The sequence below is a fragment of the Citrobacter sp. ABFQG genome, from assembly GCF_004322975.1.
Lineage (GTDB): Bacteria > Pseudomonadota > Gammaproteobacteria > Enterobacterales > Enterobacteriaceae > Citrobacter > Citrobacter freundii.
This window is the reverse complement of record NZ_CP036435.1, coordinates 2,983,394-3,004,235: the sequence shown is the minus strand read 5'-3', so window position 1 is coordinate 3,004,235 and position 20,842 is coordinate 2,983,394. Positions and strand designations below refer to the sequence as shown.

The following is a 20,842-nucleotide window of genomic DNA, read 5'->3' as shown; positions in this document are numbered from 1 at the left end:
TTTCAGGCCGAAAAATGACTGATTACCTGCTGCTGTTTGTCGGAACTGTACTGGTCAATAACTTTGTACTGGTCAAGTTTCTGGGCCTCTGCCCGTTTATGGGCGTTTCCAAAAAACTGGAAACCGCAATGGGTATGGGCCTTGCCACGACGTTTGTCATGACACTGGCATCCATCTGCGCATGGCTGATTGATACCTGGATCCTAATCCCGCTCAATCTCATCTATCTGCGCACGCTGGCTTTTATTCTGGTTATCGCCGTCGTCGTGCAGTTTACCGAAATGGTTGTGCGCAAAACCAGCCCTGCGCTGTACCGCCTGCTGGGGATCTTCCTACCGCTGATCACGACTAACTGCGCAGTGTTAGGTGTGGCGCTGCTGAACATCAACCTCGGCCATAACTTTTTACAGTCGGCGCTATACGGTTTTTCCGCCGCCGTCGGCTTCTCGCTGGTGATGGTACTGTTCGCCGCGATCCGCGAACGCCTCGCCGTGGCGGACGTCCCGGCGCCGTTTCGCGGGAATGCGATTGCGCTGATTACCGCTGGTTTAATGTCATTGGCCTTTATGGGCTTTAGTGGTTTGGTGAAGTTGTAATGAATGCTATCTGGATTGCCGTTGCCGCAGTGAGTGTACTGGGTCTGGCGTTCGGCGCTATTTTGGGGTACGCCTCACGACGTTTTGCCGTTGAAGATGATCCGGTCGTGGAGAAAATTGATGAAATTCTCCCGCAAAGCCAGTGTGGGCAGTGCGGCTATCCGGGCTGTCATCCTTACGCTGAAGCGATCGGCTCTCAGGGTGAAAAAATTAACCGTTGCGCCCCCGGTGGCGAAGCGGTGATGTTAAAAATTGCCGCCCTGCTGAACGTCGATCCGCAGCCTATTGATGGTGATGAACAAGACGTTACGCCGGTGCGTATGCTGGCGGTCATTGATGAAAATAACTGTATCGGGTGCACTAAGTGTATTCAGGCCTGCCCGGTCGATGCGATCGTGGGCGCGACCCGCGCCATGCACACGGTAATGAGCGATCTCTGCACTGGGTGCAACCTGTGTGTTGACCCGTGTCCGACGCAATGCATTGAATTACGCCCGGTAGCCGAGACACCCGATAGCTGGAAATGGGATTTAAACACCATCCCTGTGCGCATCATTCCCGTGGAACAACATGTTTAAGTTATTCTCTGCATTCAGAAAAAATAAAATCTGGGACTTTGATGGTGGCATTCATCCACCAGAAATGAAAACCCAGTCAAACGGAACACCGTTGCGACAGGTTCCGCTGGCACCGCGTTTCGTTATTCCGCTGAAACAACATATTGGTGCGGAGGGTGAACTGTGCGTAAACGTGGGTGACACCGTGCTGCGTGGTCAGGCATTAACCCGCGGGCGTGGCAAAATGCTTCCAGTCCATGCGCCAACATCAGGTACCGTGGTTGCCATTGCCCCGCACTCCACCGCACATCCTTCGGCACTGGCTGAGTTGAGCGTTATCATAGACGCCGATGGCGAAGACCGCTGGATTGAGCGAGACGGCTGGACCGATTACCGCTCCCACAGCCGGGAAGAGCTGATTGCGCGTATTCATCAGTTCGGCGTCGCCGGGCTGGGTGGCGCAGGTTTTCCCACCGGCGTTAAACTGCAGGGCGGCGGAGATAAAATTGAAACGCTGATCATTAACGCCGCTGAATGCGAGCCGTACATTACAGCAGATGACCGCCTGATGCAGGACTGTGCGGCGCAGGTCGTTGAAGGGATCCGCATCCTGGCGCACATTCTTCAGCCACGCGAGATCCTCCTCGGCATAGAAGATAACAAGCCGCAGGCAATATCTATGCTGCGCGCGGTGCTGGCTGATTCACACGACATCAGTTTGCGCGTGATCCCCACCAAGTACCCTTCCGGCGGGGCTAAACAGTTAACACAAATCCTGACTGGCAAGCAGGTTCCCCACGGTGGACGCTCCTCAGATATCGGCGTATTGATGCAAAACGTCGGAACCGCCTATGCAATTAAACGTGCAGTAATTGACGGTGAGCCGATCACCGAACGTGTCGTGACGCTTACCGGTGAGGCCGTCAGCCGTCCGGGCAACGTCTGGGCGCGTTTGGGCACGCCGGTTCGTCATCTGCTCAACGACGCGGGCTTCTGCCCTTCCGCCGACCAGATGGTGATTATGGGCGGACCGCTGATGGGGTTTACGCTGCCATGGCTGGAAGTCCCGGTGGTGAAGATTACCAACTGTCTTCTGGCCCCCTCTGCCAGTGAAATGGGTGAAACGCCGGAAGAGAAAGGCTGCATTCGCTGTAGCGCATGCGCCGATGCCTGTCCGGCGGATCTCCTGCCACAACAGCTTTATTGGTTCAGTAAAGGGCAACAGCACGAAAAAGCAACGGCCCACAATATCGCCGACTGCATTGAATGCGGTGCCTGCGCCTGGGTATGCCCAAGCAATATTCCGCTGGTGCAGTATTTCCGCCAGGAAAAAGCCGAGATTTACGCCATTAGCCAGGAAGAAAAACGAGCCGCTGAAGCGAAAGCACGGTTTGAAGCCCGACAGGCGCGCCTTGAACGTGAAAAAGCAGCGCGTCTTGAACGCCATAAGAGCGCCGCTGCTCAACCGGCGGCCAAAGACCATGATGCCATTGCCGCCGCGCTGGCTCGCGTAAAAGAAAAACAGGCTCAGGCGCTGCAGCCGGTAGTAATTCAGGCAGGTGAAAAACCTGACAATAGCGCAGTGATTGCCGCACGCGAGGCGCGTAAGGCGCAAGCTCGTGCTTCCCGTAAGGAAAATTCGCCGCAAAGTGAAGGCAGCAGCACGGGTACAGATCCGCGTAAAGCTGCCGTCGAAGCGGCAATTGCTCGCGCCAAAGCCCGCAAGCTCGAACAGCAGGCGGTACCGGAAACAGCCGAGCCGGTTGATCCACGCAAAGCCGCCGTGGAAGCGGCCATCGCCCGCGCCAAAGCCCGCAAGCTCGAGCAGCAGGTGGTACCGGAAACAGCCGAATCGGTTGATCCGCGTAAAGCCGCCGTGGAAGCTGCAATCGCCCGCGCTAAGGCCCGCAAGCTCGAGCAGCAGGCGGTACCGGAAACAGCCGAATCGGTTGATCCGCGTAAAGCCGCCGTGGAAGCAGCCATCGCCCGCGCCAAGGCCCGCAAGCTCGAACAGCAGGCGGTACCGGAAACAGCCGAGCCGGTTGATCCACGCAAAGCCGCCGTCGCGGCCGCTATCGCACGCGCTCAGGCAAAGAAAGCCGCACAGCAGCAGGTTGTTAACGAGGAATAAATGGTATTCAGAATAGCAAGCTCCCCTTATACCCATAACCAGCGCCAGACATCACGTATCATGATGTTGGTGTTACTTGCGGCATTGCCGGGAATCGCCGCACAGCTGTGGTTCTTCGGCTGGGGTACGTTGTTCCAGATAATTCTGGCCGCCATCAGCGCTATCGCAGCCGAAGCGGGCGTGCTTAAACTGCGTAAACAACCCATTGTGCCGATTTTAAAAGACAACTCTGCGTTACTCACCGGGTTGCTGCTGGCCGTGAGTATTCCCCCGCTCGCCCCCTGGTGGATGGTGGTATTGGGCACGGTATTCGCGGTTATCATTGCGAAACAACTGTATGGCGGTCTCGGTCAGAACCCGTTTAATCCTGCCATGATTGGTTACGTCGTGCTGCTAATCTCATTTCCAGTACAGATGACCAGTTGGCTGCCGCCGCACGAAATTGCGGCTACAGTGCCTGGGTTCTTTGACGCGCTGAACGTTATCCTTAGCGGCCATACCGTCAGCGGTGGGGATATGAATACACTGCGTATGGGCATTGATGGTATCAGCCAGGCAACGCCTCTCGATACCTTTAAGACATCACTGCATGCCGGGCATACCGTTGAACAGGTGATGCAATACCCGATTTACAGCGGTGTGCTGGCAGGCGCGGGCTGGCAGTGGGTTAATCTTGCCTGGCTGGCGGGTGGTATCGTTCTGTTATGGCAGGGGGCGATTCGCTGGCATATCCCGGTTAGCTTCCTGCTGTCGCTCGCCGTTTGCGCCACTCTGGGATGGTTGTTCTCACCTGAGTCACTCGCGTCTCCTCAGTTACACCTGCTTTCCGGCGCAACCATGCTGGGTGCATTCTTTATTCTTACCGACCCCGTTACGGCCTCGACAACTAACCGCGGCCGCCTGATTTTTGGCGCACTTGCGGGGTTGTTAGTATGGTTGATTCGCAGTTTTGGCGGTTATCCTGACGGTGTAGCCTTTGCTGTATTACTGGCAAATATCACGGTTCCCCTGATTGATTATTACACCCGCCCTCGCGTGTACGGACATCGCTAAGGACTCCCAATGCTGAAAACGATTCGTAAACACGGTATTACGCTGGCGCTGTTTGCTGCTGGTTCAACGGGATTAACCGCGGCAATCAATCAATTAACCAAGTCCACCATTGATGAACAGGCCGCGCTGCAGCAAAAAGCACTGTTCGATCAGGTGCTGCCTGGCGATCGCTACAATAATAACTTGTCTGAGAGCTGTTATCTGGTCAATGCGCAGGCATTGGGCAAAGGTACTCACCGCGTGTATATTGCCCGCCAGGACGACCGTCCCGTTGCAGCAATTCTTGAAGCTACGGCGCCAGATGGGTATTCCGGGGCGATTCAACTGCTGGTCGGTGTCGATTTTACGGGTACCGTGTTGGGTACGCGGGTAACCGAGCATCATGAAACCCCGGGACTGGGCGATAAAATCGAACTGCGACTGTCCGACTGGATCACCCACTTTAGCGGCAAAACGATCGCTACGGGTAACGATGCCCACTGGGCTGTGAAAAAAGACGGCGGCGACTTTGACCAGTTTACTGGCGCAACCATTACGCCGCGGGCGGTAGTGAACGCAGTAAAACGCGCCGGTTTGTATGCGCAGACGCTACCCGCGCAGCTTCCTCAACTTAGCGCCTGTGGAGAATAAACCATGAGCGAAATTAAAGACGTTATTGTCCAGGGGTTATGGAAAAATAACTCCGCGCTTGTGCAGCTACTCGGGATGTGTCCGCTGTTGGCTGTTACCTCTACCGCCACTAACGCGCTGGGGCTGGGGCTCGCGACGACGCTCGTTCTGACGCTGACCAACCTGACGATTTCGGCCCTTCGTCGCTGGACTCCGCCTGAAATCCGTATTCCAATTTATGTCATGATCATCGCCTCCGTGGTGAGTGCGGTGCAGATGCTGATCAATGCCTATGCCTTTGGCCTGTATCAGTCTCTGGGCATCTTTATCCCGCTGATTGTGACCAACTGTATTGTTGTTGGCCGCGCAGAAGCCTTCGCCGCCAAAAAAGGCCCTGCATTATCCGCACTCGATGGTTTTTCCATCGGTATGGGGGCGACCGGCGCCATGTTTGTTCTGGGCTCGCTGCGTGAAATAATTGGTAACGGTACACTGTTTGATGGCGCAGACGGTTTGTTGGGTAACTGGGCCAAAGTATTGCGCGTTGAGATCTTCCATACTGATACGCCGTTTCTGCTGGCCATGCTGCCACCAGGCGCGTTTATTGGTCTGGGCTTGATGCTGGCAGTTAAGTACCTGATTGATGAGAGAATGAAGAAACGTCGTGCCGAAGCGGCTGTCGCGGACAGTCCGGCTGGTGAAACAGGGAATGTCTCATGAACAAAGCAAAACGTCTGGAAATACTGACTCGCCTGCGGGATAACAACCCGCATCCGACAACCGAGCTTAATTTTACATCGCCGTTTGAACTGCTGATTTCGGTCTTGCTATCCGCTCAGGCCACCGATGTCAGCGTCAATAAAGCGACGGCTAAACTATACCCCGTCGCCAATACGCCTGCTGCGATGCTGGAGCTCGGAGTTGAAGGTGTTAAGTCCTACATCAAGACAATCGGTTTGTTTAACAGCAAAGCGGAAAACGTAATTAAAACCTGCCGCATTCTGCTGGAACAACATAATGGTGAAGTGCCTGAAGACCGTGCTGCGTTAGAAGCTCTCCCCGGCGTTGGGCGCAAGACGGCTAATGTGGTGTTAAATACCGCCTTTGGCTGGCCCACTATTGCCGTAGATACCCACATTTTCCGGGTATGTAACCGGACACAATTCGCCCCAGGTAAAAACGTCGAGCAGGTAGAAGAAAAGCTACTGAAAGTCGTACCCAGTGAATTTAAAGTCGATTGCCACCACTGGTTAATTCTTCATGGCCGCTACACCTGTATAGCCAGAAAGCCACGTTGTGGTTCCTGTATCATCGAAGATCTCTGCGAATTCAAAGAGAAAGTCGATATCTAATGCTGCCGGGGCATCCTCTTTGCCCCATACATACATAACGTTTAGTTATGCACTCCCCAATGTTTCTTTTCCCGACAATGATGCCATTCAATTGCTCAAATCTAATGCAATATTCTTGTTAATTAACACCTGAGCAGGTTAATCGTTTTTTTAGCAAAAGAAATTTCTATCTATACGTGATCCAGATCATCCAGCTAACACAATGTTAATAAGTTTTTATTTTTTAGTTAAGATGACAATTAGATGACCTAACTGCACAGTTTCTAAACAAAACATTACACTGCCTATTTTTCAGATAATGGCCTATATCACTGGATTCAACCTTAAATAGCAGAACATATCGCCACATTGCGGTTTTAGCGGTGATTAAACAGTGTAAAAATCTGCCATTTTACAAATGAAGAAATTTAACGCTAGATAACATTTCGCGGCCCCGACGATTTCACCAGTTATGATATATGTAACAGATTATTACAAACCACTTGTCTGAATGGTCAAGATAGTGAACATTACTTGCCGTTTCCCCTCCCACTATAACAATCGGACGGATGAACTTGACTCATCACGTACCTGAACACCCCCGTTGATATGGGATGTAAAAAAAGAGGTAAAAGTGTCTACTGCAAACAATAAACCAACAGAAAGCGTAAGTTTAAACGCCTTCAAACAACCAAAAGCGTTCTATCTCATTTTCTCTATTGAGCTGTGGGAACGTTTTGGTTATTACGGCCTGCAAGGGATTATGGCCGTCTACCTGGTTAAACAGCTGGGTATGTCAGAAGCGGATTCCATCACCCTTTTCTCGTCCTTTAGCGCCCTGGTGTACGGTCTGGTTGCCATTGGCGGCTGGTTAGGTGATAAAGTTCTGGGAACAAAACGTGTCATTATGCTGGGTGCCGTTGTCCTGGCCATCGGTTATGCGTTGGTAGCATGGTCCGGTCACGATGCGGGTATCGTTTATATGGGCATGGCGGCTATCGCGGTCGGTAACGGCCTGTTTAAAGCAAACCCATCCTCCCTGCTCTCTACCTGCTATGCCAAAGATGACCCGCGTCTTGATGGTGCATTTACCATGTACTACATGTCCGTCAACATCGGTTCATTCTTCTCTATGCTGGCAACGCCATGGTTAGCTGCGCGTTACGGCTGGAGCACTGCGTTCGCGCTGAGCGTCGTAGGTATGCTGATTACCGTTGTTAACTTCGCATTCTGTCAGCGCTGGGTTAAACAATACGGTTCTAAACCTGACTTTGAACCAATCAACTTCCGTAACCTGCTGCTGACTATCGTTGGCGTTGTGGTTCTGATCGCGATTGCGACCTGGCTGCTGCACAACCAGCAGATCGCACGTATGGTTCTGGGTGTAATTGCTATCGGTATCGTGTTTATCTTCGGTAAAGAAGCCTTCACCATGAAAGGTGCTGCGCGTCGTAAAATGATCGTCGCCTTCATTCTGATGCTGGAAGCGATTATCTTCTTCGTGCTGTACAGCCAGATGCCGACCTCACTGAACTTCTTTGCGATTCGTAACGTTGAGCACTCTATTCTTGGCATTGCTTTCGAACCTGAACAGTACCAGGCGCTGAACCCCTTCTGGATCATCATTGGTAGCCCAATCCTCGCCGCTATCTATAACAAGATGGGCGATACCCTGCCGATGCCGACCAAGTTTGCGATTGGTATGGTTCTGTGTTCCGGTGCATTCCTGATCCTGCCGCTGGGCGCGAAATTCGCTACCGATGCGGGCATCGTTTCCGTTAACTGGCTGATTATCTGCTATGGCCTGCAAAGTATCGGTGAGCTGATGATCTCCGGTCTGGGTCTGGCAATGGTGGCACAGCTGGTTCCGCAACGCCTGATGGGCTTCATCATGGGTAGCTGGTTCCTGACCACTGCCGGTGCAAACATCATCGGTGGCTACGTCGCTAACATGATGGCTGTACCAGAGAACGTGACTGACCCGCTGATGTCCCTTGAAGTCTACGGTCGTGTGTTCCTGCAGATTGGTGTTGCGACGGCTGTTATCGCTGTTCTGATGCTGCTGACGGCTCCGAAACTGAACCGTATGACTCAGGATGACGAAGCCGATGAGAAAGCCGCTAAGGCCGCGACAGCGTAATTCTCAGGGAAACTCATTTTCAGGCCGCTAACTGTTGTTAGCGGCTTTTTTTTTGCATGAGGTAGCACTACCATACGATATACCTCAGCCAAAAGGAGTTACCGATGAAACTGTTCTACAAACCGGGCGCTTGTTCTCTCGCTTCCCACATCACACTTCGTGAGAGCGGTAAAGATTTCACGCTGGATGGTGTTGATCTGATGAAGAAACGTCTGGAAAATGGCGATGATTTTTTCGCGGTAAACCCAAAAGGGCAAGTTCCCGCACTGCTGCTGGATGATGGTACGCTACTTACCGAAGGTGTCGCCATCATGCAATACCTGGCGGACAGCGTGCCAGACCGTCAGCTCCTTGCCCCTACCAGCAGCCTCTCCCGTTACAAAACCATCGAATGGCTTAACTACATTGCGACAGAACTGCATAAAGGTTTTACGCCACTGTTCCGTCCCGATACGCCGGAAGACTTCAAGCCAACCGTTCGTGCGCTGCTGGAGAAAAAAATGCAGTATGTGAACGACTCGCTAAAAGATAACCAATGGATCTGCGGCCCGCGCTTCAGCATCGCCGATGCCTACCTGTTTACCGTACTGCGTTGGGCCTATGCGGTTAAGCTGAATATGGCAGGATTAAGCCATATTGACGCGTATATGGCGCGTATGGCTGAACGCCCGGCGGTTGCCGCGGCGCTTAAAGCAGAAGGGTTAAATTAATTGTTGCTGCCGGGTGGTGCTTGCGCTTGCCCGGCCTACAGCTAAAAATATGCCCGATAAGCGTGAACGCCATCGGGCATTGATTACAACTGCGTTGCGCTGAAGTAGTGCTCAGGCTTCGCGATGCGATCCTGCGCGGCCACCACCTGCAACTCATACTCGTGCATCTCTTTGGTGGCGATCATCACTTCGTACACTGCCGCAGTCACATGCTCAAGCGCCTGCTGTAAAGACGCGCCCTGTAACAGTTTCACCAGCAACAAGCCACTGGTAACATCACCCACACCAACCGGTTGACGTGCGCCAAAATCGACCAGCGGGCGACTGATATGCCACGCCTGTTCAGCGGTGACCAGCAGCATCTCGAAACGGTCGGTGCTAATACCTGCGCGTGCCAGATGCTTCACCAGTACAATTTCAGGTCCCTGAGCGATCAGTTCACGCGCCGCCGCAACAGCCTCATCAACATTGTTCACCGCATGCTCGCACAGAATTTCGAGCTCAACCAAATTCGGGGCAATAATGTCACTAGCCGGAAGTGCATGACGTACATGAAATTCCGCCACACCCGGAGCTACGATACACCCCTTTTCAGGGTGTCCCATCACCGGATCGCAAAAGTATTTTGCCTGCGGGTTGGCCGCTTTTACTTTACGTACAATACCCAGAATATGCTCGCCCTGTTCAGCTGAGCCAAGATAGCCGCTCAGTACTGCGTCACAGGTCTGGAGTTTATCAATATCAGCAATGCCCTGGACAATTTCAGTCAGATGGCTCGGCAGCATAACGCAACCGGTCCATTTGCCATACTGCGTGTGGTTTGAAAACTGGACGGTATTCAACGGCCAGACGTTTGCGCCAAGACGACGCATCGGAAATTCTGCTGCACTGTTGCCCGCATGGCCAAAAACAACGTGGGACTGGATGGCGAGGATATTCTTCATTTTACTTATCACAACCCTGAAAAAATAAAGGGGCGTAGTTTCCCACGCCCCTGCTAACGCAATCTTACTTCCAGCAAATCAGACAATAGTTCTTCTTGCCACGGCGCAGTAAGGTATAGCGCCCGAACAGGATATCACTCTCCTGGAAGAAATATTCCGGATCGGACTGCTTCTCACCGTTGATGGTCACCGCGTTAGACGCAATGGTCTTACGGGCCTGACCGCGAGAAGGTTGCAGCTCGGAGTCTACCAGCGCCTGCATCAAATCGGCACCTTTATCCATCTCGATCATCGGCACGCCATCCTGCGCCAGCTGTTCGAAATCTGCTTCACTCAAATCGCTGAGATTGCCATTGAACAAGCTTTCGGTAATGCGTTTTGCCGCGACCAGACCTTCTTCACCGTGAACCAGACGCGTAACCTGTTCGGCCAGAACATACTGGGCACGCGGCGCTTTACCGCTGTTTTTATCTTCTTCTTCCAGCGCATTGATCTCTTCAATATCCATGAAAGTGAAGAATTTCAGGAAGCGATAAACGTCCGCATCGGCGGTGTTGATCCAGAACTGGTAGAATTTGTACGGACTGGTTTTCTTCGGATCCAGCCACACTGCGCCGCCTTCCGTCTTACCGAATTTGGTGCCATCAGCTTTAGTAATCAGTGGTACGGTCAGACCAAACACCTGATTCTGGTGCAGACGACGGGTCAAATCGATACCCGAAGTAATGTTACCCCACTGGTCAGAACCACCAATCTGCAGTGCCACGCCGTGCAGCTTATTCAGGCAGGCAAAGTCATAACCCTGCAGCAGGTTGTAAGAAAACTCGGTAAAGGAGATCCCCTGATCGTCACGGTTCAGACGCTGCTTAACCGCTTCTTTGTTGATCATCTGGTTAACGGAGAAGTGTTTGCCGATATCACGCAGGAAAGTCAGTACGTTCATACCGCCAAACCAGTCGTAGTTGTTCGCAGCAATCGCCGAGTTGTCGCCACAGTCGAAATCGAGGAACGGTGCAACCTGTTTGCGGATTTTATCCACCCACTCCTGCACAGTGTCTTCGGTATTCAGTTTACGCTCGGCGGCTTTAAAGCTCGGGTCACCAATCAGACCGGTTGCGCCACCTACCAGTGCGACAGGCTTATGGCCTGCCTGCTGGAAGCGTTTCAGGCATAACAATGGAACCAGATGCCCCAAATGCAAGCTGTCAGCGGTAGGATCGAAGCCGCAATAGAGCGCGATCGGGCCTTGCGCCAGTCGCTCTGCTAACGCTTCCTCGTCCGTCACCTGGGCCACCAGCCCCCGCTCTTGCAATTGTTTAATCAAGTTACTGCTTGCCATCAAAATCTCCATGTATAAAACGACTGCACCTTTGCCGGTACACGACTTTTCGCCTGATGCGAAAGAAACATAGAATAAAGCGCCGGATTGATCAGCACCAGCGCTTAAAACAAGAAATTTGCATCTTTAAGGGGCCAGGCGATCAATTTTCCACGCGTTATCTTCGCGTTGGTATAAAAAACGATCGTGTAAGCGGTTTTCACCACCTTGCCAGAACTCCATTTGCTCAATACTCACGCGAAAGCCGCCCCAGAAACTGGGCAGTGGAACTTCTCCTTGCTGAAACTTCTGCTTCAGTTCGAGAAATTTACTTTCGAGAATACCACGAGCTGAGATCCTGCTGGATTGCTTAGAGACCCAGGCGCCAATCTGGCTGTCGCGTGGGCGACTGTGGAAGTATTTCACTACTTCTAACGTGGAGAGACGCTCAGCCTTACCGATCACCATCACCTGTCTTTCCAGCGTATGCCAGGGAAATAAAAGGCTGATGCGTGGGTTTTTCTCGATCTGATGCGCCTTACGGCTGCCAAGGTTGGTATAGAACACCAGCCCTTTGTCATCATAATGTTTGAGTAACACGATACGCTGATACGGCTGGCCATTTTCATCGACGGTCGCAACGACCATCGCGGTGGGATCGGCCAGTTTGGCGTCACAGGCTTGCCCCAGCCAGCGCTCAAACAGCGCAAGGGGTTCGGCGGGAAGATCGCGGCGGCGAAGACCGCCTTTCGTGTATTCACGGCGCAGATGCGCGATTTGCTGCAATTCGTCGTTATCAGACATGATCTTGGGCTACGGATTGTCAGTGGGTGACGCTATTGTGCGCCGCCCAGGTGAAAATCTCAACGCTTCGGGTTCTGTAACTGACAGTTATTTAGCACAATTCTGTCTCGTTTATAGACCGTTGCCTCGTCGCCTTTAGACCAGAAAACGTAGATCCCATCGGTATAGCGCGCACCTGATGCCGACACGCCCTGTTTGAGGTTCAATAGCTGATTATCATAAACAAAGCTTGCCGTCTGGCGGGTATTGTTCAGCTTGACGGTAAGCGGTTTTTCGTCGCAGCGGTATTCGAGCGTATCCGTTTGCATACGCTCAACAAATTGGTTGTATACGCTACACCCGCTAAGCAGTACCGGCAGACACACTAACAATAGTTTTTTCATAGCCATATCCTGAAGACTTTCCTGGTCCCGGAGGGTAATGGAACCCTCCCTAATATCCCTAGTTTACCGGCATACGGTGCTGAATAATTTCAGTTAACTCTGAGTTCGTGGGTTAGCAGGATAAATCGCCCCTAAAACGCTCGGCTCTGATGCGCCAGTCACAGAAGGCAGATTTCCAGGTAATCCGGCCAGTGTCCGCCACGCCAGCCAGGCAAAGGCTAACGCTTCCATATCATCGCCGCTGATCCCGGCTTCATCCGTTGAGGTGACCTCTGTTCCCGGCAATAGTGCCGCCAGACGCATCATCAGCAGCGGATTACGGCTTCCTCCACCGCAGACCATGAGCCGTTCACAACCGCCGCTTAGCAAGACCTGCTCTGAAATGGTCACCGCGGTCAGTTCGGCAAGCGTCGCCTGCACATCCCGCGGACTAATCCCCGGGAACTGCACCAGATGACGTTCTATCCAGCCATAATTAAAATACTCACGACCAGTGCTTTTCGGCGCAGGCGCGGAAAAATAAGGGTCGTTAAGCATATTTTGCAGTAACGGCAGGATAACCATTCCCGAAATGGCCCACTGCGCATCTTTGTCGTAAGGTTGACCGCATTGCCGCCAGATCCAGGCATCCATCAGCATATTGCCCGGCCCGGTGTCGTATCCGCGAACGGGTTGTTGCGGAATAAGCAGAGACAGATTGGCAATCCCGCCGATATTTAACACCATCCGCCGTTCCGTTGGATGTGCCAGCAGTGCCTGATGAAACGCGGGAACGAGCGGTGCACCCTGCCCGCCAAGTGCAATATCACGTCGACGAAAATCGCCGACTACGGTTATCCCTGTACGCGCAACAATCTGGTTGTTATCGCCAATTTGCAGCGTGTGTGGCGCAGCACCGTTCGGTTCATGCCACACGGTTTGCCCGTGGCAACCAATCGCAACGATATCCTGCGGTTTCAATTTTTCTTGCGCCAATAACGCATTCACCGCCTCAGCAAATAAATAACCGAGCTGCGCGTCCAACTGACCAAACTGAGAAAGTGTAAGCTGCTGCCCCTGGCAGATATCCAGAATCGCTTGTTTAACATGAATGGGGATGGGCCAGGTCAGACTCGCCTGCTGCGCAACCATCGTTTCATCTATTGTCGCCAGCACAACATCGACGCCATCAAGGCTGGTTCCAGACATTACACCGATAAAACGGCCCGATTTCATAGGTCATCCTTTTAAGCAAATTAGCCTTGACACTCAACCATAAAGTGTCGACTAATGCCATGCTTCCTTAATGATTTTTGGTGGCTAATCATTACAATGATCGTTTAATTACATCAATTACATGAATGATTCGTTTATACTCGGTTGATCCGATTTCGGTTAAGATTTTCATATTGTTCCAGTAGAACATGTGATCTTAGGCTCACAAATGCCATATAATTTAACCATGAAGGGTGCTTTATTAGCGTTTCGTGGTGACAAAGGAGATTTGTAAATGATTAAACGTGTGCTGATTGTTTCATTAATGGGCGTATCTTTAGCGGGTTGCGTTAACAATGATAGCCTTTCAGGTGACGTGTATACCGCATCCGAAGCGAAACAAGTTCAGAACGTTACCTACGGTACGATTGTTCATGTTCGTCCGGTGCAAATCCAGGGTGGCGATGACGCAAACGTGATTGGTGCTATTGGTGGTGCGGTACTCGGCGGGTTCCTCGGTAACACCGTCGGTGGCGGTACGGGTCGTTCATTAGCGACGGCTGCAGGCGCAGTTGCCGGTGGCGTAGCGGGTCAAGGCGTACAAGGTGCGATGAATAAAACCCAGGGTGTGGAACTGGAAATCCGTAAGGATGATGGTAATACCATCATGGTGGTTCAGAAACAGGGTGCGACCAAGTTTTCAGCCGGCCAGCGCGTTGTTATGGCTAACAACGGCAGCCAGGTTACCGTGTCTCCACGCTAATCAAATTCACGTGTGGTCAGCCCCTGGCCACACGTCATTTTTTTGCTTCAGCCCTGTGACTGCAGCTCAATAATATTGTGTTCCAGCCTGGCGACCAGTTTAATCAGCAGATCAATTTCCTCAGCTGAAATCCCTTCCAAAATTTCTCCACGCGTCTTGTTGATAACCGCTTCCATATCAGCGATCAGCGGCTCTGCTTTTTCTGTCAGTTTAATTCTCTTTGCCCGGCGATCGCTGGCGCAAGTCTGTCGTGAAATGAGTCCCTTTTCCTCTAACTGGTCAAGCGTACGTACCAACGAAGGCTGCTCGATGCCAATCGCTTTAGCCAACTGAATCTGCGATTGATCCGGCGGCAACTGATGAATGTTGTGCAGCGTAACCCAATGCGTCTGCGTCAACTCCAGAGGTTTCAGGCGATGGTCAATCAGAGCACGCCAAATGCGCACCAACCGTGCCAGATCAGAACCTAATGGCGATTCCAATTTCATCTCCTTATAATTAGCTTGCTAAGTTATTGTGCTGATTTTAGAATAGTGTGCAGCATTTGTATTCCCAAAACAAATGTATTGCCAAATTTGCTTACCGGCTGACATTTTTTCAGACATTATGCGTTACGGAGACTCATTGTCTCTTTTTTGCTAAACCTATAGCAATGCTCTCTTCCGCCAAGGATTTTGCCCGTGAAGTTTATGTTTAATGCAACAGGATTGCCCCTACAAGATTTAATGATCGGCGCATCTGTCTACTTCCCTCCTGTTTTCAAGGCGATTGTAGCAGGATTTATTCTCTGGCTGGTTGTTCATCGCCTACTGCGCGACTGGATTTACTCTGGCGAAATCTGGCATCCCTTGTTAATGGATCTTTCACTCTTTACGCTTTGCGTATGTCTGGCCTTTGTTATGCTGATAGCGTGGTGATTATGTCGCTTAAAATCGTTAAATACTTCTCCACTATTATAGTCGCTGCAATCGCAGTTTTCGCCGGATGGTGGATGTGGAATTACTATATGCAATCGCCCTGGACACGTGATGGCAAAGTGCGAGCAGAGCAGGTCAGCATTACGCCACAGGTGTCAGGTAGCATTAGCGAACTCTATATAAAAGATAACCAGTTTGTGAATAAAGGCGATGTCCTTTTTATTATCGACAAGACGCCATTTCACATTGCTGAACTGAATGCGCAAGCGCAACTCGCAAAAGCGCAGTCTGACCTGGCGAAAGCCAATAACGAAGCCAACCGCCGCCGTCATTTATCGCAAAATTACATCTCAGCCGAGGATCTGGATACCGCAAATCTCAACGTGAAAGCCATGCAGGCGAGTGTTGAAGCAGCAGAGGCCAGTCTGCGTCAGGCACAGTGGCAATTGACGCAAACGGTGGTCAAAGCCCCCGTAGCGGGCTGGGTCACCAATCTTTCAACCCGTCCCGGAGACTACGCTTCAACCGGGAAACCTCTGTTTGCTCTCGTCGACAGTCACTCTTTTTATGTAATGGGGTATTTTGAAGAAACTAAGTTGCGCCACATTCGCGAAGGTGCACCTGCCCTCATCACGCTCTACAGCGGTGATATAAAGTTACAGGGTCACGTTTCCAGTATTGGTCGTGCTATCTACGATCAAAGTGTGGAAAGTGATTCCGGCCTGATTCCAGATATCAAGCCCAACGTGCCGTGGGTGCGTCTGGCGCAGCGTATCCCGGTACGCATCGAATTCGACGCCCTGCCGCGGGATGTCACGCTGGTATCAGGTACAACCTGCAGCGTATCCATCGGCCAGCGTAAATGAAACTACCCCGCCTGACACCTGGCAATTTGCCGTGGTTTAAAGCCACGGCGGCACAGTGGCGTTATGCGCTGCGTAACACCATTGCGATGTGTCTGGCGTTAACTTTTGCTTATTATCTGAATCTGGACGAACCCTATTGGGCGATGACCTCAGCGGCGGTGGTCAGTTTTCCCACCGTTGGCGGGGTTATCAGCAAAAGTCTGGGGCGCGTGGCGGGGAGCTTACTGGGTGCCACCGCCGCATTGATTATTGCCGGTCATACCCTTAATGAGCCGTGGTTGTTCTTGCTGAGCATGTCGGTGTGGATCGGTTTTTGTACCTGGGCCTGTGCGCATTTCACCAATAACGTTGCCTACGCCTTTCAACTGGCAGGTTATACGGCGGCAATCATTGCGTTTCCCATGGTCAATACCGTGGAAATTACGCAGTTATGGGATATCGCGCAGGCACGCGTGTGCGAAGTCATCGTCGGTATCTTGTGTGGCGGTGTGATGATGATGATCCTGCCCAGCACCTCCGATGGCATCACGTTACTGACTGCATTGAAAAACATGCATTCACGTTTACTGGAACATGCCAGCCTACTCTGGCAACCAGAAACCACGGACGCCATTCGCACAGCCCATGAAGGTGTTATCGGTCAGATTCTTACCATGAACCTGCTGCGTATTCAGGCGTTCTGGAGCCACTACCGTTTTCGCCGACAAAATGCTTTGCTCAATTCGCTGTTGCATCAACAGTTAAGGATGACCAGCGTGATTTCCAGTCTGCGCAGGATGCTGCTGAACTGGCCTAATCCCCCGTCCAATACCCGGGAAATTATCGAGCAGTTGCTCAGCGAACTGATAAAATCAAATGCTAATAGCTACACCGTTGCACGTATTATTGCCCCACTGCGACCCGTCGATGCACGCGACTATCGACACGTCGCCTTCTGGCAACGACTGCGTTATTTTTGTCGGCTCTACCTGCGCAGCAGTCATTATCTGCATTTACTGGAAAATGGCGTTACCGCCGAGCGTATTAATATCGTCCGCACGCCGGGGCTTGCCCGTCATACCGATAATGCGGAAGCTATCTGGAGCGGGTTACGTACGTTCTGTACTTTGATGCTTATCGGCGCATGGAGCATTGGCGCACAATGGGAATCAGGCTCTGGCGCCCTCACGCTCGCCGCCATCAGCAGTGTGCTGTATTCCGCCGTTGCCACGCCGTTCAAGTCGCTTTCTTTGCTGATGCGCACACTGGTTCTGCTGTCGCTGTTTAGCTTTGTGGTTAAGTTTGGCCTGATGGTGCAAATTTCCGACCTCTGGCAATTCATTCTTTTTCTCTTCCCGCTACTCGCCACCATGCAACTGTTGAAGCTGCAAATGCCAGCCCTGGCAGGTCTTTGGGGGCAACTGATTGTATTTATGGGTTCGTTTATCGCGGTGACCAATCCGCCGGTATATGATTTTGCTGATTTCCTGAATGACAATATGGCGAAAATCGCTGGCGTGGCGCTGTCATGGCTGGCCTTCGCCATTCTGCGGCCCGGTTCGGATGCACGGAAAAGTCGCCGCCATATTCGCGCCCTGCGCCGGGATTTTGTCGATCAGCTCAGCCGACACCCATCACTCAGTGAAAACGAATTTGAATCGCTGACCTATCATCACGTCAGCCAGCTCAGCAGCAGTCAGGATGCGCTGGCGCGACGCTGGTTATTACGTTGGGGGGTCGTATTGCTGAACTGCTCGCACGTGGTGTGGCAACTGCGCACCTGGGAGGCGCGTTCGGATCCGCTGGCTCGCGTCAGGGACGTGTGTATCTCTCTGCTGCGCGATGTAATGAGCGAACGTGGCGTCCAGCAACGACCACTGAATGCCACGCTGAGTGAGCTACAACGCATTTGCGATGCGCTTGCCCACCATCATCAACCTGCTGCACAGGAGTTATCGGCATTGATCTGGCGGCTACACTGCTCGCTTTCACAACTCGAACAGGCGCCACCGCCGGGCACTCTCAGTAGTTGATTATTTGATAACACCACAGGCGTAGCGCGCTCCGCCACCGCCAAGCGGTTTCGGTTGATCGGACATATTATCGCCGCCCACATGGATCATCAGCGCTTTGCCTTTAACCTCATCGAGCGTTTTGAGGCGCGGCGCAATGACCGGTGTTGTAGCGTTTCCGTCGTTATTCACCACCAGCAGCGGCAGGTCACCCATATGACCTGCGCCTTCCGGGCCTTCGTGTTTGCCGGTTTGGTGCGGATCATAATGGCCTCCAGCCGATTCCGCGGCTGAGGCTTTCCCTTCTTTAATCGCCGGTTGGCAGCTGCCGTTCATATGCACATGGAAACCATGTTCTCCCGGCGGCAACGCTTTCAGATCGGGCGAAAACTCCAGCCCCTTTGCGGTTTCAGCAATAGTGACCGTACCAATCGCCTGGCCAACGCCTTGCGACGTGACCAGATTCATCGTCACTTTTTCTTCAATGGCAGCCTGCGCACCTGCACAGGCGAGTAGAGTGATGATGGCCAAACTCAAACGCTTCATAAGACCTCCGTCCAAAAGGTGTCTGATTGTTAAGTGTAAACCAGTGACACAATTTTGAACGGAGATGCACCAAAAACGCGATTAAGGTACGTCGTAACCCAGTGCCGCTTTACGAATGCGGAACCATTGCTGGCGAGACATGTTCAGCGTCTCAGACTCAATGGCGGCGCGTACGCGCTCTATTTTTCCTGAGCCTATAATCGGCAGCGGCTGAGACGGCAAACGTAAAATCCAGGCGTACACCACCTGTTCAATAGACTGCGCGTTTAGCTCTTCTGCGATCGCGGCAAGTTCATTTCGTAATGGCTGGAACGCATCGTCATTAAACAAGCGACCGCCGCCGAGGCAGGACCAGGCCATTGGACGAATACGCAACTGTTGCAGTTGATCTAAAGTGCCATCCAGCAGGAGCGGCTGATGTACCGGAGAGATTTCAACCTGGTTGGTCGCCAGCGTAAACGGCAGACGCGATTGCAACAATGAGAACTGTGCCGGGGTGAAATTAGAGACACCAAAGTGACGCACTTTGCCACTGTGGTGCAATTTTTTGAAAGCGTCGGCGACGTCGTCAGCATCCATAAGCGGATCGGGGCGGTGGATCAGCAACAGATCAATATGATCGGTCGCCAGCAGCTTCAGCGATTCTTCCGCACTGGCAATAATATGCGCGCTGTCGGTAATGTAATGGCCCAGCGCATTTTCCGCGCGCGCCGTCGTCGCGATCCCGCATTTGGTCACAATCTGCATTTTTTCACGCAAATGGGGAGCCAGTTTCATAGCCTCACCAAACGCCGCTTCACACTGATATCCACCGTAGATATCGGCGTGATCGACGGTGGTCACGCCCAGATCCAGATGCTCTTCAATAAAGCTGACTAGCTGGCGCGCGGACATATTCCAGTCCATCAGGCGCCAGTACCCCATCACAAAGCGAGAAAATTCCGGGCCTTGCGGCGCAATAGTAATACGCTGAACCATAGCAGCTTCCTTTTAAGTGAATGTGCCTCGAGTATACGCAATTACGCTTTTAAAAGAGTGAAGGTTGTTGCGGTTCTTCCGAAGGGTTGGCTTTGTTCGCACGTAATTTACGCATCAGGCGCTGACGACAAAGCCGTAGCACTTCCTGCTTTTGGGCATCGCTCATCTTTTGCCAGTTAAAACGCTCATCCCGACTGCGAAAACAGCCACGGCAAAATCCGCGTTCGTCAGACTGACATATTCCACGGCATGGGCTCTGGACGGGGAAAAACTCCAGCTGTTCGGCCACATCCCCTCCTTTAGTAAGATTGATATACTTATTGAAGACGTTAACTGAATTTCTCGCAAGCGCTATTGCATTAGACCGACTGGTCTATTACACTCCTTTTCATGAACAAAATCACTGAACACGATACACGCGAACATCTGCTGGCGACTGGCGAACTGCTGTGTATGCAGCGCGGCTTCACCGGCATGGGTTTAAGCGAACTACTGAAAACCGCTGAAGTACCCAAAGGTTCGTTTTATCATTACTTTCGCTCTAAAGAAGCGTTCGGTGTCGCGATGCTGGAACGCCACTACGCGGCCTATCATCAGCGACTGGCTACACACTTTGATACGGGTGCGGGAAACTACCGCGACCGCATTCTGGCCTACTATCAGGAAACCCTGAACCAGTTTAGCCAGCACGGCATTATTAGCGGCTGTTTAACTGTAAAACTGTCTGCCGAAGTGTGCGATCTGTCAGAAGATATGCGCACAGCGATGGATAAAGGCGCGCGGCACATTATTGTGCTGTTAGCGCAGGCGCTGGAGAAAGGTCAGGCCAACCATTGCCTGTCTTTTGTTGGCGAGCCGTTACAGCAGGCGCAGGTACTGTATGCGCTGTGGCTTGGCGCCAACCTGCAGGCCAAGATTTCTCGTAGCGCCACTCCGCTGGAAAATGCGCTGGCGCACGTTAAAAACATCATCACAACGCCTGCCGTTTAACAGGCGTTTTTATTTTCCTTA

Annotated in this window: 22 protein-coding genes and 1 pseudogene; 14 read left to right on the top strand and 9 right to left on the bottom strand. The window is 52.2% G+C overall.

Features of this window, described 5'->3' with window-relative positions:
- The first annotated feature begins 14 nt into the window (after nt 1–14).
- The 9 genes from rsxA (at nt 15) to gstA (ending at nt 9,127) form a co-directional block, all read left to right on the top strand.
- Nucleotides 15–596, top strand: coding sequence for an electron transport complex subunit RsxA (rsxA, locus tag WN16_RS14775; RefSeq protein ID WP_003029144.1), 582 nt, complete (start codon nt 15–17; stop codon nt 594–596).
- Nucleotides 596–1,174 carry an electron transport complex subunit RsxB gene (gene rsxB, locus WN16_RS14770; protein ID WP_003029148.1) on the top strand — a complete coding sequence of 193 codons (579 nt, stop codon included), beginning with the start codon at nt 596–598 and terminating at the stop codon, nt 1,172–1,174. The genes rsxA and rsxB overlap by 1 nt, the downstream gene beginning before the upstream one ends.
- Nucleotides 1,167–3,284 (top strand): electron transport complex subunit RsxC, encoded by a 2,118-nt coding sequence (rsxC, locus tag WN16_RS14765; protein WP_044699894.1) that lies wholly within the window; start codon nt 1,167–1,169, stop codon nt 3,282–3,284. The genes rsxB and rsxC overlap by 8 nt, the downstream gene beginning before the upstream one ends.
- Nucleotides 3,285–4,337 (top strand): electron transport complex subunit RsxD, encoded by a 1,053-nt coding sequence (gene rsxD / locus WN16_RS14760; protein ID WP_003836424.1) that lies wholly within the window; start codon nt 3,285–3,287, stop codon nt 4,335–4,337. It abuts the gene before it with no gap.
- Between the two features lie 9 nt (nt 4,338–4,346).
- A complete protein-coding gene (gene rsxG, locus WN16_RS14755; RefSeq protein WP_003029155.1) occupies nt 4,347–4,967 on the top strand; it encodes an electron transport complex subunit RsxG in 621 nt (206 codons plus the stop codon).
- A gap of 3 nt (nt 4,968–4,970) precedes the next feature.
- On the top strand, nt 4,971–5,666 hold the full coding sequence (locus tag WN16_RS14750) for an electron transport complex subunit E (protein ID WP_003029158.1): 696 nt from the start codon (nt 4,971–4,973) through the stop codon (nt 5,664–5,666).
- Complete coding sequence (gene nth, locus WN16_RS14745; RefSeq protein ID WP_003029161.1) at nt 5,663–6,298, top strand: endonuclease III; 636 nt, start codon at nt 5,663–5,665, stop codon at nt 6,296–6,298. Before WN16_RS14750 ends, nth begins: the two co-directional genes overlap by 4 nt.
- A gap of 613 nt (nt 6,299–6,911) precedes the next feature.
- Nucleotides 6,912–8,417 carry a dipeptide/tripeptide permease DtpA gene (gene dtpA / locus WN16_RS14735; protein ID WP_003029162.1) on the top strand — a complete coding sequence of 502 codons (1,506 nt, stop codon included), beginning with the start codon at nt 6,912–6,914 and terminating at the stop codon, nt 8,415–8,417.
- 104 nt (nt 8,418–8,521) lie between these two features.
- Nucleotides 8,522–9,127, top strand: coding sequence for a glutathione transferase GstA (gene gstA, locus WN16_RS14730; RefSeq protein ID WP_003029164.1), 606 nt, complete (start codon nt 8,522–8,524; stop codon nt 9,125–9,127).
- 83 nt (nt 9,128–9,210) lie between these two features.
- On the opposite strand, the gene pdxY is transcribed toward gstA, so the two are convergent.
- The 5 genes from pdxY to anmK all read right to left on the bottom strand — a co-directional run bounded on the left by pdxY (nt 9,211) and on the right by anmK (nt 13,791).
- Nucleotides 9,211–10,071: a pyridoxal kinase PdxY gene (gene pdxY / locus WN16_RS14725; RefSeq protein WP_044699898.1), complete on the bottom strand. Its 861-nt coding sequence runs from the start codon at nt 10,069–10,071 to the stop codon at nt 9,211–9,213.
- A 64-nt stretch (nt 10,072–10,135) separates the two neighbouring features.
- Entirely contained in the window at nt 10,136–11,410 is a 1,275-nt protein-coding gene (gene tyrS, locus WN16_RS14720; RefSeq protein ID WP_003029168.1) for a tyrosine--tRNA ligase, read from the bottom strand.
- Nucleotides 11,411–11,536: 126 nt separating this feature from the next.
- Complete coding sequence (gene pdxH, locus WN16_RS14715; protein ID WP_003029169.1) at nt 11,537–12,193, bottom strand: pyridoxamine 5'-phosphate oxidase; 657 nt, start codon at nt 12,191–12,193, stop codon at nt 11,537–11,539.
- A 59-nt stretch (nt 12,194–12,252) separates the two neighbouring features.
- Nucleotides 12,253–12,582 carry a C-type lysozyme inhibitor gene (gene mliC, locus WN16_RS14710; RefSeq protein WP_003029170.1) on the bottom strand — a complete coding sequence of 110 codons (330 nt, stop codon included), beginning with the start codon at nt 12,580–12,582 and terminating at the stop codon, nt 12,253–12,255.
- Nucleotides 12,583–12,669: 87 nt separating this feature from the next.
- Entirely contained in the window at nt 12,670–13,791 is a 1,122-nt protein-coding gene (gene anmK / locus WN16_RS14705) for an anhydro-N-acetylmuramic acid kinase (RefSeq protein ID WP_003029171.1), read from the bottom strand.
- A 274-nt stretch (nt 13,792–14,065) separates the two neighbouring features.
- On the opposite strand from anmK, the gene slyB reads away from it, so the two are divergent.
- Nucleotides 14,066–14,533 carry an outer membrane lipoprotein SlyB gene (gene slyB / locus WN16_RS14700; protein ID WP_003029175.1) on the top strand — a complete coding sequence of 156 codons (468 nt, stop codon included), beginning with the start codon at nt 14,066–14,068 and terminating at the stop codon, nt 14,531–14,533.
- 47 nt (nt 14,534–14,580) lie between these two features.
- Here slyB and slyA read toward each other — a convergent pair whose 3' ends face one another.
- Nucleotides 14,581–15,021, bottom strand: a complete 441-nt coding sequence (gene slyA, locus WN16_RS14695) for a transcriptional regulator SlyA (RefSeq protein WP_019076732.1) — start codon at nt 15,019–15,021, stop codon at nt 14,581–14,583.
- 192 nt (nt 15,022–15,213) lie between these two features.
- Here slyA and WN16_RS14690 point away from each other — a divergent pair, with 192 nt between their 5' ends.
- The 3 genes and pseudogenes from WN16_RS14690 (at nt 15,214) to WN16_RS14680 (ending at nt 18,353) form a co-directional block, all read left to right on the top strand.
- The gene (locus WN16_RS14690) at nt 15,214–15,450 is read left to right on the top strand and encodes a DUF1656 domain-containing protein (RefSeq protein WP_003029180.1); all 237 of its coding nucleotides are present in this window, start codon (nt 15,214–15,216) and stop codon (nt 15,448–15,450) included.
- 2 nt (nt 15,451–15,452) lie between these two features.
- Nucleotides 15,453–16,316 carry an HlyD family secretion protein gene (locus WN16_RS14685; protein WP_199996545.1) on the top strand — a complete coding sequence of 288 codons (864 nt, stop codon included), beginning with the start codon at nt 15,453–15,455 and terminating at the stop codon, nt 16,314–16,316.
- Nucleotides 16,313–18,353 (top strand): annotated as a pseudogene (locus WN16_RS14680) (FUSC family protein). The gene WN16_RS14685 and the pseudogene WN16_RS14680 overlap by 4 nt, the downstream one beginning before the upstream one ends.
- Here WN16_RS14680 and sodC read toward each other — a convergent pair.
- The 3 genes from sodC to WN16_RS14665 form a co-directional block, all read right to left on the bottom strand.
- On the bottom strand, nt 18,329–18,853 hold the full coding sequence (sodC, locus tag WN16_RS14675) for a superoxide dismutase [Cu-Zn] SodC (protein ID WP_003029187.1): 525 nt from the start codon (nt 18,851–18,853) through the stop codon (nt 18,329–18,331). The pseudogene WN16_RS14680 and the gene sodC sit on opposite strands and share 25 nt — an antisense overlap.
- A gap of 81 nt (nt 18,854–18,934) precedes the next feature.
- Complete coding sequence (locus WN16_RS14670; RefSeq protein ID WP_003029189.1) at nt 18,935–19,831, bottom strand: aldo/keto reductase family oxidoreductase; 897 nt, start codon at nt 19,829–19,831, stop codon at nt 18,935–18,937.
- A 49-nt stretch (nt 19,832–19,880) separates the two neighbouring features.
- Nucleotides 19,881–20,120, bottom strand: coding sequence for a DUF1289 domain-containing protein (locus WN16_RS14665; protein ID WP_003029191.1), 240 nt, complete (start codon nt 20,118–20,120; stop codon nt 19,881–19,883).
- 101 nt (nt 20,121–20,221) lie between these two features.
- Between WN16_RS14665 and WN16_RS14660 the strand changes: the two genes are divergently transcribed.
- Nucleotides 20,222–20,821 carry a TetR/AcrR family transcriptional regulator gene (locus WN16_RS14660; protein ID WP_016150191.1) on the top strand — a complete coding sequence of 200 codons (600 nt, stop codon included), beginning with the start codon at nt 20,222–20,224 and terminating at the stop codon, nt 20,819–20,821.
- The last annotated feature ends 21 nt before the right edge of the window (nt 20,822–20,842 follow it).

Coding starts and splice junctions, on each gene's coding strand:
- rsxA (WP_003029144.1), top strand. CDS start 15: ATGACTGATTACCTGCTGCTGTTTGTCGGAACTGTACTGGTCAATAAC.
- rsxB (WP_003029148.1), top strand. CDS start 596: ATGAATGCTATCTGGATTGCCGTTGCCGCAGTGAGTGTACTGGGTCTG.
- rsxC (WP_044699894.1), top strand. CDS start 1,167: ATGTTTAAGTTATTCTCTGCATTCAGAAAAAATAAAATCTGGGACTTT.
- rsxD (WP_003836424.1), top strand. CDS start 3,285: ATGGTATTCAGAATAGCAAGCTCCCCTTATACCCATAACCAGCGCCAG.
- rsxG (WP_003029155.1), top strand. CDS start 4,347: ATGCTGAAAACGATTCGTAAACACGGTATTACGCTGGCGCTGTTTGCT.
- WN16_RS14750 (WP_003029158.1), top strand. CDS start 4,971: ATGAGCGAAATTAAAGACGTTATTGTCCAGGGGTTATGGAAAAATAAC.
- nth (WP_003029161.1), top strand. CDS start 5,663: ATGAACAAAGCAAAACGTCTGGAAATACTGACTCGCCTGCGGGATAAC.
- gstA (WP_003029164.1), top strand. CDS start 8,522: ATGAAACTGTTCTACAAACCGGGCGCTTGTTCTCTCGCTTCCCACATC.
- pdxY (WP_044699898.1), bottom strand. CDS start 10,071: ATGAAGAATATCCTCGCCATCCAGTCCCACGTTGTTTTTGGCCATGCG.
- tyrS (WP_003029168.1), bottom strand. CDS start 11,410: ATGGCAAGCAGTAACTTGATTAAACAATTGCAAGAGCGGGGGCTGGTG.
- pdxH (WP_003029169.1), bottom strand. CDS start 12,193: ATGTCTGATAACGACGAATTGCAGCAAATCGCGCATCTGCGCCGTGAA.
- mliC (WP_003029170.1), bottom strand. CDS start 12,582: ATGGCTATGAAAAAACTATTGTTAGTGTGTCTGCCGGTACTGCTTAGC.
- anmK (WP_003029171.1), bottom strand. CDS start 13,791: ATGAAATCGGGCCGTTTTATCGGTGTAATGTCTGGAACCAGCCTTGAT.
- slyB (WP_003029175.1), top strand. CDS start 14,066: ATGATTAAACGTGTGCTGATTGTTTCATTAATGGGCGTATCTTTAGCG.
- slyA (WP_019076732.1), bottom strand. CDS start 15,021: ATGAAATTGGAATCGCCATTAGGTTCTGATCTGGCACGGTTGGTGCGC.
- WN16_RS14685 (WP_199996545.1), top strand. CDS start 15,453: ATGTCGCTTAAAATCGTTAAATACTTCTCCACTATTATAGTCGCTGCA.
- sodC (WP_003029187.1), bottom strand. CDS start 18,853: ATGAAGCGTTTGAGTTTGGCCATCATCACTCTACTCGCCTGTGCAGGT.
- WN16_RS14670 (WP_003029189.1), bottom strand. CDS start 19,831: ATGGTTCAGCGTATTACTATTGCGCCGCAAGGCCCGGAATTTTCTCGC.
- WN16_RS14660 (WP_016150191.1), top strand. CDS start 20,222: ATGAACAAAATCACTGAACACGATACACGCGAACATCTGCTGGCGACT.